Here is a 13402-nt window from a genome sequence, read left to right as displayed (position 1 = left end):
CTCAGAGTCCGATCTTCTCGATGTCGTCGGACTCCTGGTACCGGCCCGGGTACCGCGCGGCCAGGTACAGGTTGAACGCCGCGTGCAGTGTCATCAGTACCGACCCGACCAACAACGCCGCATAGACCACGCTCAGCGGAATGTCGGTGGCCGGGGCATTCAGCCGGCCGGTTGCGCGCACCAGGTCCCATGCGCCGTAGGTCAGCACTGCCGACACCGCCAGGACCATGAAGTAGGCGAACGCATCGATCGCGGCGATCACCCGCCCGGAGGACCGGGCCGAATAGAGCAGCACGGTGATGTGACGGCGGCGCGCCATGACGAAGGACGCGGACATGAACGCGAACCAGATCAACACGAACCTGGCCAACTCTTCCGTCCAGACGAACGGGGAGTTCAGCACGTACCGGGTGAACACCTGGATCCCGATGAGCACCAGCAACGCGGTGAGCAACCACATCGAGAGCACACGCTCGATGAACACCACCGCGCCGTATATCCGCGACTTCTGCTCCAGGTAGTCCTGGTCCGTGGGCGCCGCCGTCACCGTCAGGAACCCTGGATCTCGAGGTAGAGGTCACCCCAGGCGAAGTTCTCCGGCACGATCTCCATCGCCCGCTCGCGGAAGTGGTCGTGGTCGATGTCGTCGTTCACGGTGATCTCACCGGTCTCGCGCCACTCCTCGAGGAAGTCGTTCTCCTGCTGCTCGATGCAGTCGCGCACGGCCTCGGTTGCCCCGACCATGGCGTCCTCCAGGGCGGTGCGGTCCTCATCGGAGAGGGAGTCCAGGTACTGGTCGCTGGTGACCACCATGACGCCCTGGATCATGTGGCCGGTGAGGTTGATGTAGTCCTGCACCTCGTGGAAGCCCTGGCTGGCGATGGTCGGGATCGGGTTCTCCTGGGCGTCGATGGTGCCCTGCTGCAGTGCCAGGTACACCTCGTCCAGAGCCATCGGTGTGGGTGAGCCGCCCATGATCTCGGCCATGGTCAGGTACAACGGGGCGTCCGCGGCGCGCAGGGTCACCCCCTGCAGGTCGGCGGAGGTGTTCACCTCCATGTTCGAGGTCACGTGCCTGGTGCCGTAGTACCAGGAGGACAGCACGTTCAGGCCGGACTCCTCGGCCAGGTCACCCCAGACGTCCTCGGCGATGGGGCCATCGAGGGTCTCCTGGAAGTGGTCCACGTCCCGGAACAGGAACGGGGCGTCGAACATTGCCGCCTCCTCGTGCCACACCCCGAGGAAGGAGGGGCCGGCCACAGCCAGTTCGAGGCCACCACTGGCCACCTGCTCGAGCAGTTCGGCCTCGTTGCCCAGTTGCGCCGCGGGGTAGTCGTCGATGGAGATGCCGCTGCCCTCGAGCCCTTCCTGGATGGCGGGGACGCCGCAACTTCCCACCGGGTGGGAGGGGTCGTAGACGTAGGCGAACCGGGCGGTGGTGGTCTCCACGTCGTCGCCCGTCCCGGCGTCGTCCTCGGTCACCTCGGTGCCGTTGTCGTCGGTGTCGGGTTCGGCGTCGCCGGAGCCGGGCGCCTCGCTGGAGACGCAGGCGGTGGCGACCAGGCCGATCGCGGCGAGCATGCTCACCTGGCTGGCGATGGTGCGGGTGCGGGTCTTCATCTCATTCTCCTTTGAACTGCTGAGTGGTTCGGGTTCGGAAGGTGGGTGGTAGGGGGCTTCTACGAGGCGGGGCCATCTCCGGGCTGGCTGTCGGGGCGCAGGAGGGGTGTGCGGTGGGATCGAGCGAGGTCATTGACGGCGGTCACGGTGGACTCGGCCACCTCGATGGTGCGGGTGTTCCGGGCAGCCCGGGCCAGTTCGATATCTCCCGGTGCGTGCACCGCTCCCGGCTCGCCGGCGTCGCGTACGGCCTGCCGCAGGGTCTCCACCCGGGCGGCGGTGTGGTCGGTGCCACCGAAGAAGGCCGGGTTCAACGCGATCAGCGTGTGGCCCACGTTCATCCGGGAGGCGGGATTGACCCAGATGTCCTCGGTCTCGAAGGCGTAGGCCGCGGACCCCAGGGCCGCGGACAGCCCTTCCAGGGCCACCATCAGCGCCGAGCCCTTGTGGCCGCCCATCGCGACCAGGGCCCCGCGCAGGGCCTGGTCGGGATCGGTGGTGGGGCGTCCGGCCGAGTCCACCGCCCAGCCGGGGGGAATCTGCTCCCCGGCGTTGGCGGCCTCCACCACTTTCCCGTAGGCACCGGCACTGGTGGCGATGTCTGCGGTGAGGTGGCCCTCGGCACCGGCGGGCAGGGCGATGGTCAAGGGGTTGGAGCCCAGGACGGTGCGGTGCGCCCCGTGCGGGGCGGCCACCGGACCGGTGGTGGAGGTGATCAGGGCCACGCAGCCCAGGTCTGCGATGAGGTCAGACCAGTACGCGCCGGCGCCGTAGTGGGTGGAGTCCTGGACGACGACGGCCACCACCGGGCTTGCCTCGATCCGTTCGGCGACGAACTCCACGGCCTGTCCCGTCGCCACCTGCCCCAGGGCGCCGTCGGCGTGCAGCAGGCCACCGCCGGGATGGGAGTTGACCCAGCGCATCTGGGGCCGCGGGTTGATGCCCCCGGCTTCCAGCGCGCTCAGGTACAGCGGCAGGCGCAGCAAACCGTGTGAGGCGGTGCCACGGCGATCGGCGTACACCAGACAGTCGGCGGTCAGGTGCGCGTCGTCGTCGGGCACTCCTGCGCCGCGCAGCAGCGCGGCCGCCACGTCCCGGGCGTGGTCGACGTCGATTCTGCTCATGCGATCGTCAACTCCTCAACTCTGTCCAGGTCCCAGTCGATACCCAGGCCGGGGGTGCGCGGGGCGCTGGCCCGGTCCCCTTCGATCTCGACGGGCGTGCGGGTCAGGGTGGTCAGTTGCGGGATGTGCTCCACGTAGCGCCCGTTCGGGATGGCCGCCACCAGGCTCACGTGCAGTTCCATCAGGAAGTGGGGGCAGACATCCACATTGGAGACCTCGGCCAGGTGGGCGACCTTGAGCCAGGGGGTGATACCCCCGACGCGGGCCACGTCGACCTGCACGATGGCAGCGGCGTTGCTGTTCAGGTACGTGCGGAACTGTGCCGGGCTGTACAGGGTCTCCCCCACCGCGATCGGCACCGAGGTGCGCCGGGCCAGCTCCACGTGGCCGAGCACGTCGTCGGCCGGGAGCGGCTCCTCGAACCAGGCGATCCCGACAGCATCATCGAAGGCGGTGATGCGGCGCAGCGCCTCGGCTCCGGTGAAGGCTTGGTTCGCATCGATCATGATGTCGACGTCGTCACCGACCACTTCGCGAACCGCCCGGAGCCGTTCCAGGTCCTCGGCCATGGTGGGTTTGCCGACCTTGACCTTCAGCGCCTTCCAGCCCTTGTCCCGCATCGCCTGCGCCCCGGCGATGAGGTCGTCGGCGTCCAGGTGCAGCCAACCGCTCTCGGTGTCATACATCGGGACCTGACGGCGGTACCCGCCGGCGGCGATCCACAGTGGTTCGTTCTGTCGCTGGGCCTTCAGATCCCACAGAGCGGTGTCGACGGCGGCCAGCGCCAGCGAGGTCAGCGCACCGGTAGTGGTGGCGCGGGTGGAGCCGTGCAGGGCGGACCAGATCGCCTCGATCCGGCGGGCGTCCTGACCGGGCAGCTGGGGCACGAATACATCGCGCAGCAGGGCCATCACCGCGCTGCCGCCGGTGCCGATGGTGTAGGTGTATCCGCGGCCGGTGAGCCCGTCGTCGGTGCGGATCTCCACGAACGGGGTCTCCTGGGAAGTGAAGGCTTGGATGGCGTCGGAGCGGGGCACCTCGACGGGGATGTCGAGCATGCGGACCGAGACATCGGTGATTCGGGACATGGGGCTCCTTGCCTTCAGGCGGAGAACAACTGGGGGTGGGCGCCGACGAGCTCGTCGCGGGCGGCGGTGAGCAGTTGCAGGTGGTCGATCAGGATCAGCACGGCACGGTCGGCGTCATTGGACCGTACGGCTTGGTGGATCTGACGGTGCTGGGCGATGGCCCCCTCGTCGTGGCGCATGGTGCGCAACTCCAGGTAGCGCATCCGCATCAGGTGCACCCGGGCCTGTTCCACCATGTGCAGCAGCAGGAGGTTTCCGGCCACCCGCATGAAGATGGCGTGGAACTCCCCGTCCAGGCGGGCGAAAGAGGCCAGGTCGCTCTGGCTCGAGGCGTGGTCCTGCTCGCGCAGGTTCTCCCGGATCTGCTCGTCGTAACGACGGAACCTCAACTCCGACGATCGCCACAGTTCCGCGGCCTTTCGGATCGCGGTGACCTCCAGGCTGTTGCGGATCTCCTGGGCTTCGATGATGCGCTGGATGGACAAGGGGGCGATCTGCGCTCCGCGCTGGGGCAGTACCTCGATCAACTCCTCCTGCTCCAGGCGGGTCAGGGCCTGACGGACCGGGGTCCGGCTGGTCTCGTACCGGGCCGCCAGGGAGTTTTCGAACAGCATCGTGCCGGGCTGCAACTGCAGGGTGGCGATCTCGTGACGTAGTTCGGTGTAGATCTGCACGCTCAGCGACTGGCGAGCCTTGGTCGTCATCGAAGCCTCATTGATCTCGGTGGTTGGCCGTCACCCTACTTGGACACAAGTTGGTCAACAAGGGTTGAGTGCTCCGATGTTTGATTACGATCCGGTGACGTTACCCCCGGAGCGGCGGAGGGCGGCGCTAATACATCGGAGCAAGTTGCCGCGAACCGATGCGGACGTGAGTGGACGTAGAGCCTCCTGGATCGGCCGTTCGCGTTGCTGAGGGGGTTGACGGCCGATGCGTGCGTCGCCTACGTTCGTAACGTTCCATTACGTAACGTTATGAGACTTGAGATGACTCCTACACCTCCTCCGCGGGCGAGCCTGGCCGCCTGGGCAGGTCTGGCCCTGCTGACCGTCCCGGTGTTCATGGTCGCCATCGACATGACCGTGCTCTTCCTGGCCACCCCGACGATCGCCGCGGCGCTGGAACCCACCGCCACCCAGCAGTTATGGATGCTGCACATCGGGGACCTGGTCGGCGCCGGGCTGGTGCTGACCGCCGGGCGCCTGGTGGACCGGTTCGGCCCGCGACGGCTGCTGGTCATCAGCGCACTCGCCTACGGCAGTGCGAACCTGCTGGCCGCCTACGCCCCCTCGATCGAGTACCTGATAGCCGCCCGGGCGCTGATCGGCTTCTCGGCAATCTCCATGATCCCGGCGGGGATGGCCCTGCTGCGGCGCATGTTCACATCCGATGCCCAGTTCTCCCGTGCCGTGGCCATCTTCATGTCGGCCTTCTCCGGCGGGGTGGCATTCGGCCCGCCCATCGGCGGCGCTCTGTTGGAGAACTTCTGGTGGGGGTCGATCTTCCTGCTCAACGTACCGATCGCGTTCCTGGTGGCGCTGTTGGCGCCGACCCTGCCCAAGGTTCCCGGGAGCGGGGTCGGTCGGATCGACATGGTGAGCGTGCTGCTGTCCCTGACCGCGGTGGCGCTCGTGGTCTACGGTGGCCAGGAACTCGCCTCCCGGAACGTGGGACCGCCGCAGGTGGCAGCGGTCGCCGTCGGTCTCGTCGCGGGCCTGCTGTTCATCCGGCGTCAACTCCGGCTGACCACGCCGTTGCTGGACCCGGCACTGTTTGCCTCCCGGTCGTTCACCGTGGGGCTCGTGGCGATCCTGCTGGTGATCCTTGCCACCGCTGGTGCCGACATGCAGTTCGCCCAGTACTTGCAGGTCGGGCTCGGGCACTCCCCGTTCACCGCCGGCATGCTGCTGATCATCCCCGCGACGCTCTCTATCGTCGCGACCGTCTTGGCGCCATCATTCCTTCGGTGGGTCCGGCCGAGCGCGGTCATGGGAACAGGCGTCCTGATCGCCGCCGGTGGAGCGCTGCTGATGGCCGTATTGCTCCAGGGCGAGGCGTCGGTGGCGCCGGCGCTGGCGGCGGTATCGATCATCGCTGCCGGCGCAGCACCAGTCTTCGCGCTCGGCGCGGTCATCATCGTCAACAGCGCCCCCGCGGCGCAGACCGGCTCGGCCTCGGCGAGCACCGACGTCGCCGGGAGCCTCGGGAACACCATCGGACTGGCCACCGGGGGAACGATCGCCTTCGTCAGCTACCAGAGCAGACTCGGAGGTACCCTGCCGGCCGGTCTGGATGAGGCCACGCGCGAACTGAGCCTGCAGAGCATCGGCTCGGCACTCGCGACCGCCCGGTCGCTACCGGACGAACTCGGCGTGCCGCTGCACGCTGCCGCAATCGACGCCTTCGCCGTCGCCACCCGGAACACCTACGCCTTCGCGACCCTCGGACTAGCGGTACTCGCGGCGGTGATCCTGTGGGGTCTGCGGCACGCGCGCATCGACTCTGACCCAGGCGTCGACGAGGTCGGCAGCGAGAACCCTCCGAGCGGGCACGACGAGTCCGGCGACGAGGGGCGGGCACTGCCCGAGGACACACCCGTGCCGCAGGCGCCGACGGCAACGGGCCCTGCGAGGGCCGAGTGAGGGAGCGGAGTCTCACGCCGGCAGTCGAGGAGTCCGAGGGCAGGGGGTTCAGCGCCTAATCGGTGTTCTTCACCCGCGGTGAAACGGGCCGCTGACAGCCCCCGGACCGCGACTCCCGCACCGTTTCGCGCGGCCGGTACGGCGTCCGACCAAGCGCCCCGCATCGCCGCTCAGGGCAGCACGCCCTCCAGATAGACGGCGATGCGCTCGTCGGACCAGCCGTGGCCCTCCCGCAGCCCTTGCGTAAGCATGGCCAGGTAGGCCGCGGTAGGGGCCACGTGCTCGGCACGGTCGAGCCCACCCGGGCTGGTGAAGGTCAGCATCGGCAGCCCATCCCGTGCACCGACGTCCACCAAAGTCTCGTACCGACCAGGCCCGACGCGGTGGCTTGAGTCGGTGAGGCCACCGGCAAGGAGTTGCTCCAGCGGACCGTTGGCCACCGGCTCCCTCCGCATTTCCTGGGCGGTGATATCGGCGAACTGCCCGACCGTGATCCGGTAGGCCCGCGCGGGCGTGGGTCCGGGCTCGTGGTGGTCGTAGAAGGCCATCCCACCGCCCCAGGTCAGCGAGTGCCCGGCGAAGTAGCTCCGCCCGGGTAGGTGGACGGCCACAGCCTCGGTGGGCGGGCTCGGGTCCCGCGCTCCGGGGTAGGTTCGAACTCCGCCCGGTGGGCAGCCACCTTTCAAGTAGCACAGCAGCCGCTGCCGGCTCATGTTCGAGCCGTAACTGACATACCAGACCTCGTCCATCGCGCTGTGGTTTCAGACTCCGAATCCGGCGGCCACCATCTCGACTGGTACCAATTCCTGTCTCGCCGAAAGGGTCTCAGCCTTCGGTCGCACTCACCTCGGCCTCGGAGCGCAGGATGCAGAACTCGTTGCCCTCCGGGTCAGCCAGGACGACCCACCCGGTGCCAGGACCGTACTTGCCTCGACGATCGGCCACCTCACGGGCGCCCAGTTCGAGCAGGCGCGCCAACTCGGTGTCCCGGTCACCCTCGGTGGGACGAAGATCCAGATGGATGCGGTTCTTCTTCGACTTGGGCTCCTCCACCTCGAGGAACAGGATCCGGTGCCTGCCGTCAACGTCCTGGATCATGCACTCCGCATGCCCCGGCTCGTTCGGGTCGCCGGGCACGTCACCGTAGTCCAGCACCTGCTTCCACCATTCCGAGATCTCATAGGCGTTACGGGCGTCGATGGTCGTATGTGACACGAAGGAAGTCATGGGAGCCACTTTCCCAGGGCCCGTCTGCACACACCAGCTGTTTGGTCAGCGCCCGGCCTTCTCCAGCGTCCCGAACGTGCGCCGGTAGGCCTGGGGGGACACGCCTCGTTCCCGCAGGAAGTGCTGACGCAGGGTGCCGGCGTTGCCGAATCCGACCTGGTCGGCGACCCACTCCACCGAACCGTCGCCGCTCTCCAGCATCTCCTCGGCCGCGGCCACTCGCTGACTGACCACCCAAGCGTGCGGTGTCTGACCTGTCTCGGCCCGGAAGCGCCGGGCGAAGGTCCGTGCCGACATGTGCGCGCGGCGAGCGAGTGCCTCCACGCTCAGATCCTCCTGCAGGTTCGCCACGATCCAGGTCAGCAGGGGTCCGAGCGTCTCGGCCCGGCAGTCCGGGACCGCTCGGGCGATGTACTGGCTCTGGCCACCGGAGCGGTGCGGGGGCACCACCATCCGCCGGGCCGCGGTCGCCGCGGTGCCCGCACCGAAGAGTTCGCGCATCAGGTGCAGGCCGGCGTCCAGCACCGCGGCCGCACCGGCACCGGTGGTCAGCCTGCCGTCGGTCACGTACAGCACGTCCCGGTCCACCACGGCCTCGGGGAACATGGCGATCAGACGGTCCGCATAACGCCAGTGCGTGGCACACCGCCGACCATCCAGCAGGCCGGCCCGTCCGAGGGTGAAGGCCGCGGTGCAGTGCGAGAACAGGCTCCGGCCGCCGGCGTCGGCCTCGCGGAGCAGGTCCAGCACGTCCGAGTGATCGGCGGTTATGTCCTGCTTGGGGGCAACGCAGATCAGGTCCGCATCCTTCGCGGCGTCCAAGCCGTGCTCGACGTGCAGATCGAAACCGGAGTTGGCTCGGATCCGGCCCGGCTCGGGAGCACAGACGACGAAGTCGAACACCGGGTTGTCGTCATCGGGGTGGTAGGGCTCGTCCCAGAGTTCACACAAGGCGCCAAGCCCGAACGGCTCGACGCCGTCCTGCACGATCACGGCGACCTTCTGCATCCCACCAGCATCCTGCACCGATGGCAGGAAATCAATGGGTAGCAATACCTCTGCCACCGCATCGTCCGGATGAGGCCACGAGACGGTTGGCAGGAACTAAACGGATCTTGGCATATCTGCCACTGGTGGCAGAGACGCAATGGGCGCACGATAACTGCCATGTTTACTCTCATCGTCGTACTCGCCTTGATCCTGTCCCTGGTGGCCTTCGCCGTCCGGACCGTCTACCGCGACGGTTACGGCTCCGCCCCACCCCCGCGTTCGGAGTATGAGCACGCTCCGCGCATACTGCCCTGAGGCCATGGCCACGCCGGCTCGAGCCCACTATTGAGTTCACCGCCGCCCGCGCGCCTGAGACAATGGCGCGCGGTGACCGAGACGAAGCACAACCAGCGGCGGCCCGAGCGCGGGTCACGACGTCGTCGACCCCAGCGCCGTCGCGAGGGCTACCGAAAGCCCGATCCCCAGTTGCTCCAGCGGCGCAGGGACGCCGTCCCGAAGGTGGCCTATCCGGAGCAGTTGCCGGTCTCCGCCCGCCGGGAGGAGATCGCCGAGGCCATCGAGAAGAACCAGGTGGTGATCCTGTCCGGGGAGACCGGGTCGGGCAAGACCACCCAGTTGCCGAAGATCTGCCTGGACCTGGGCCGCGGTATCGAGGGCACGATCGGGCACACCCAACCCCGCCGGATCGCCGCGCGCACCGTGGCCGAACGCATCGCCGAGGAACTGGGCACGGAAGTCGGCCAGGCCGTGGGCTACCAGGTGCGCTTCACCGACCAGGTCTCCGAGACCACGCTGATCAAGGTGATGACCGACGGCATCCTGCTCGCCGAGGTCCAGCGCGACCCGATGCTGCGCCGTTACGACACCATCATCGTGGACGAGGCCCACGAACGGTCCCTCAACATCGACTTCCTGCTCGGCTACCTGCACCAGCTCCTGCCCAAGCGCCCGGACCTGAAGGTGATCATCACCTCGGCCACCATCGACTCGGAGCGCTTCGCCGAGCACTTCGGCTCCCCCGGCACCCCTGCCCCGGTGATCGAGGTGTCCGGGCGCACCTACCCCGTCGAGGTGCGCTACCGCCCCCTGGTGCCGGACACGGAGACAACCGAGGACGACGACGAAGCACCCGGCCGCGCAGGCGGCACCGGCGCTGGGAGTAACGCAGGCGACCCCGCGCGCTCCCGCGGAAGCGCCGGTCCCACACGCTCCCGCGCAAACTCAGGCGAGCGCGAACCCCTGGACCAGGCCACCGCCATCTGCCTGGCCGCCGATGAACTGATGGCCGAGGGCCCCGGCGACATCCTGGTGTTCTGCTCCGGGGAGCGCGAGATCCGCGACGGCGCCGAGGCCCTCACCAATCACCTGTCCGGCCGCCCGGGTCCCGAGGTGGAGATCCTGCCGCTGTACGCGCGCCTCTCCGCGGCAGACCAGCACCGGGTCTTCGCCGCGCACTCCAACCGGCGCATCGTGCTGGCCACCAACATCGCCGAGACGTCGCTGACCGTGCCGGGCATCCGGTACGTGATCGACCCGGGCACCGCCCGCATCTCCCGCTACTCCAAGGGCACCAAGGTCCAGCGCCTACCGATCGAACCGGTCTCCCAGGCCAGCGCCGGCCAGCGCGCCGGCCGCTGCGGACGGGTGGCCGACGGCATCTGCATCCGGCTGTACTCCAAGGCCGACTACGAATCCCGCCCGGAGTTCACCGAACCGGAGATCCTGCGCACCTCCCTGGCCTCGGTGATCCTGCAGATGACCGCCCTGGGTCTGGGAGAAGTCGCCAAGTTCGGCTTCGTCGACCCGCCCGACACCCGCTCCGTCCGGGATGGGGTAGCCCTCCTCACCGAACTGGGTGCGATCACCGACGACGACGGTGCCCGGCCCGCCCGTCCGGGTCCCGCGGACGCCGCTCGCCCGGGTGAGTTGCACCCCACCGCCGCGAAGACAGCCCGGCGGGATGCGCCGTCGTCGGCCACTCCCGGGCTGCGCCTGACCAAGGTGGGCCGATCCCTGGCGCACCTGCCGATCGACCCGCGCCTGGGCCGGATGCTCCTGGAGGCCGACCGGCTCGGGGTAGCCGCCGAGGTACTGGTGATCGTGGCGGCCCTGTCCATCCAGGACGTGCGCGAGCGCCCGCCGGATGCCCAGCAGCAGGCCGACGCCAAGCACCGCCGGTTCGCCGACGAGACATCCGACTTCCTGTCCATCCTGCGGCTATGGGACTACCTGCGCACCAAGCGGACCGAGCTGTCGTCCTCGGCGTTCCGGCGGATGTGCCGGGCGGAGTACCTGCACTTCCTGCGGATCCGGGAATGGCAGGACGTGCACACCCAACTGCGGCAGATGATCAAGCCGCTGGGCATCCATCTGGGTCGTCTGAAGGCACCCGGGGACATCGACGCCGACGCGGTGCACCAGGCGATGCTGACTGGGCTGTTGACCCAGATCGGTTCCTGGGATGAGCGCAAACGGGACTATCTCGGCGCCCGCGGGGCGCGGTTCGTGATCTTCCCCGGCTCCCACCTGGCGAAGAAGCGCCCGGACTGGGTGATGGCGGCCGAACTGGTGGAGACCTCGCGGCTGTTCGCCCGCACCGCGGCCCGGATCCGCCCCGAGTGGGTCGAGCCGCTGGCGGCCCACCTGATCAAACGAAGTTACTCCGAGCCGTACTGGTCCACCCGGCAGGGTGCGGGCATGGTCAAGGAGAAGGTGATGCTCTACGGGCTCACCCTGGTGGCCGACCGGCCCGTCCCCTACGCCCGGGTCGATGCCCCGGCGGCGCGGGAGATGTTCATCCGGCACGCCCTGGTGGACGGTGAGTGGCGCACCCACCACGCCTTCGTCGAGCACAACGCCGGCGTGATCGCCGAGGCCGAGGAACTCCAGGCCCGCGAGCGCCGACGGGACCTGATGCTGGATGAGGACGGCCTGTTCGACTTCTACGACGAACGCATCCCCGAGCACGTGGTCACCGCCGCGCACTTCGACACCTGGTGGAAGCAGGCCCGCCGGGAGCACCCGGACCTGCTGAATCTGAGCGTGGACCTTCTGGTGCCGCAGGTGCAGGAACTCGATCCCGGCCGGTACCCGCAGGTGTGGCAGCAGGGGGACCTGACGTTGCCGCTGTCCTACCAGTTCGAACCGGGCACCGAGGCCGACGGGGTCACCGTGCACATCCCGATCGCGGTGCTGGGCCGGGTGCGTCCGGAGGGATTCGACTGGCTGGTGCCCGGACTCCTGCAGGAACTGACGGTGGCCAGCATCAAGGCCCTGCCCAAGCCGATCCGCAAGCATCTGGTGCCGGCGCCGGACACCGCACGCGCGATCGCCGAGCTGTTGCCGCCGTGGGAGCAGATGGCCCCGGCCGGGGAGGGAGCGGTCTCCTACGCCGAGGCCTTCGCGACCGCCGCCCGGCAGGTGCGCCCGGAGTTGGAGATCAGCGCCGGGGACCGCGATCCGGAGAAACTGCCCCCGCACCTGCGCATCACCTTCCAGGTGCACGCCGAGCGCGGGGCGGTGCTGGGCACCGGTCAGCATCTGGAGGCGTTGCAGCGGGAGTTGTCCCGGCAGTCCGGCGACGCGGTGCGCACGGCGGTGAAGGCGGCGCTGCTGGCGGCCCGGAAACGCGCCGGGGCTGCGGCTGCCGGGCCCGGAACCGCAGGCGGGGCATCGGCGGGCGCTGGAGCGGCCGGTGCCGGCGCGGCATCAGCCGGTGCCGGGTCGGCGGAAGACGGCGACGGCGACGGCGACGGCGACCGTGCGGCCTTCCCGCAGGGCGGCGTGCGCGCCGGGCTGGCTGAGGAGAAGAACCTGACCGGATGGCCGGCGATGGACCGGATCCCGGACGTGGTCACCGCCACCGGCGCCGGCGGGTTGGAGATCCGCGGCTACCCGGCGTTGGTGGTGGAGGGCGAGGTCACCGGCCGGGTGTCGCTACGGGTGCTGCAGGATGCCGCGGCCCAAACCGGCGCCCACCGCGCCGGTGTGCGGCGGCTGCTGGCCGACACCACCGCTCTGCCCACCGGGCGGGTCTCCAGCCGGTGGGGCGGACGGGAGGCGCTGTCCCTGGCGGCCAGCCCGTACCGGGACACCGCCGCCCTGGTCACCGGTTTGCACCGGGCCGCGGTGGCCTCCCTCACCGCGAGCAGGGACCTGGCGCAGGTGCGCACCGCGGAGGCGTTCGCGCAGGTCCAGGCCGATGTGCGGGCGCGGCTGGAGGATGAGATCTACCGGTTGGCGGCCCTGACGGTGCAGATCCTGGATGCCTCCCGGGAGTTGCAGGCCCAGATCAAGGCCACCACCTCCATCGCACTGCTCGATGTGCTCACCGATGTGCGCGACCAGCACGCCGCGTTGATTCATGACCGGTTCCTCACCACCACCCCACCGGAGCAGCTGACGCATCTGCCCCGGTACCTGCAGGCGGCCACGATGCGGCTGGCCAAGGCCGCGGAGAACCCGAACCGGGACGCGGATCTGGCCTGGCAGATCCGGGACCTGCACGATGCCTGGTGGGCCGCGGAGCGGGCCACCACCGACCCGACCCACGCCGAGCAGTTGGCGCAGGTGCGGTGGATGCTGGAGGAGTTGCGGGTCAGCTTCTTCGCGCAGCAATTGGGCACCGCGGTCCCGGTCTCGGCCAAGCGCATCCGCAAGGCCCTCGCCGAGGTCGGCTCGGCCTGAGGCC

The 13402-nt window shown here is 69.1% G+C and carries 11 protein-coding genes; 3 read left to right on the top strand and 8 right to left on the bottom strand.

Going from position 1 to position 13402, the window contains the following annotated elements; genetic code table 11:
* Position 1 precedes the first annotated feature (1 nt).
* Genes ACPL7H_RS13590 through ACPL7H_RS13570 form a run of 5 tightly spaced genes read right to left on the bottom strand, consistent with a single transcriptional unit; the run spans position 2 to position 4536 of the window.
* On the bottom strand, positions 2–547 hold the full coding sequence (locus ACPL7H_RS13590; RefSeq protein WP_424797419.1) for a TRAP transporter small permease: 546 nt from the start codon (positions 545–547) through the stop codon (positions 2–4).
* 2 nt (positions 548–549) lie between these two features.
* Positions 550–1620: a DctP family TRAP transporter solute-binding subunit gene (locus tag ACPL7H_RS13585; protein WP_424797418.1), complete on the bottom strand. Its 1071-nt coding sequence runs from the start codon at positions 1618–1620 to the stop codon at positions 550–552.
* A gap of 59 nt (positions 1621–1679) precedes the next feature.
* Positions 1680–2744 (bottom strand): Ldh family oxidoreductase, encoded by a 1065-nt coding sequence (locus ACPL7H_RS13580; RefSeq protein WP_424797417.1) that lies wholly within the window; start codon positions 2742–2744, stop codon positions 1680–1682.
* Entirely contained in the window at positions 2741–3832 is a 1092-nt protein-coding gene (locus tag ACPL7H_RS13575) for a mandelate racemase/muconate lactonizing enzyme family protein (protein WP_424797416.1), read from the bottom strand. Before ACPL7H_RS13575 ends, ACPL7H_RS13580 begins: the two co-directional genes overlap by 4 nt.
* Positions 3833–3846: 14 nt before the next feature.
* Positions 3847–4536 (bottom strand): GntR family transcriptional regulator, encoded by a 690-nt coding sequence (locus ACPL7H_RS13570; protein ID WP_424797415.1) that lies wholly within the window; start codon positions 4534–4536, stop codon positions 3847–3849.
* A 270-nt stretch (positions 4537–4806) separates the two neighbouring features.
* Between ACPL7H_RS13570 and ACPL7H_RS13565 the strand changes: the two genes are divergently transcribed.
* Positions 4807–6474 carry an MFS transporter gene (locus ACPL7H_RS13565; RefSeq protein ID WP_424797414.1) on the top strand — a complete coding sequence of 556 codons (1668 nt, stop codon included), beginning with the start codon at positions 4807–4809 and terminating at the stop codon, positions 6472–6474.
* Between the two features lie 170 nt (positions 6475–6644).
* Here the strand turns inward: ACPL7H_RS13565 and ACPL7H_RS13560 are convergent, their stop codons facing one another.
* The 3 genes from ACPL7H_RS13560 to ACPL7H_RS13550 form a co-directional block, all read right to left on the bottom strand.
* On the bottom strand, positions 6645–7223 hold the full coding sequence (locus tag ACPL7H_RS13560) for a histone deacetylase (RefSeq protein WP_424797413.1): 579 nt from the start codon (positions 7221–7223) through the stop codon (positions 6645–6647).
* A gap of 76 nt (positions 7224–7299) precedes the next feature.
* The gene (locus tag ACPL7H_RS13555; RefSeq protein WP_424797412.1) at positions 7300–7701 is read right to left on the bottom strand and encodes a VOC family protein; all 402 of its coding nucleotides are present in this window, start codon (positions 7699–7701) and stop codon (positions 7300–7302) included.
* 45 nt (positions 7702–7746) lie between these two features.
* Positions 7747–8709 (bottom strand): GlxA family transcriptional regulator, encoded by a 963-nt coding sequence (locus ACPL7H_RS13550; protein ID WP_424797411.1) that lies wholly within the window; start codon positions 8707–8709, stop codon positions 7747–7749.
* 159 nt (positions 8710–8868) lie between these two features.
* Here ACPL7H_RS13550 and ACPL7H_RS13545 point away from each other — a divergent pair, with 159 nt between their 5' ends.
* A complete protein-coding gene (locus tag ACPL7H_RS13545) occupies positions 8869–9006 on the top strand; it encodes a FeoB-associated Cys-rich membrane protein (protein ID WP_424797410.1) in 138 nt (45 codons plus the stop codon).
* Between the two features lie 72 nt (positions 9007–9078).
* Positions 9079–13398: a DUF3418 domain-containing protein gene (locus tag ACPL7H_RS13540; protein ID WP_424797409.1), complete on the top strand. Its 4320-nt coding sequence runs from the start codon at positions 9079–9081 to the stop codon at positions 13396–13398.
* The last annotated feature ends 4 nt before the right edge of the window (positions 13399–13402 follow it).

This window comes from Pseudactinotalea sp. Z1732, assembly GCF_049724975.1.
GTDB lineage: Bacteria > Actinomycetota > Actinomycetes > Actinomycetales > Beutenbergiaceae > CALKWS01.
This window is presented reverse-complemented; position numbering and strand designations above follow the sequence as displayed.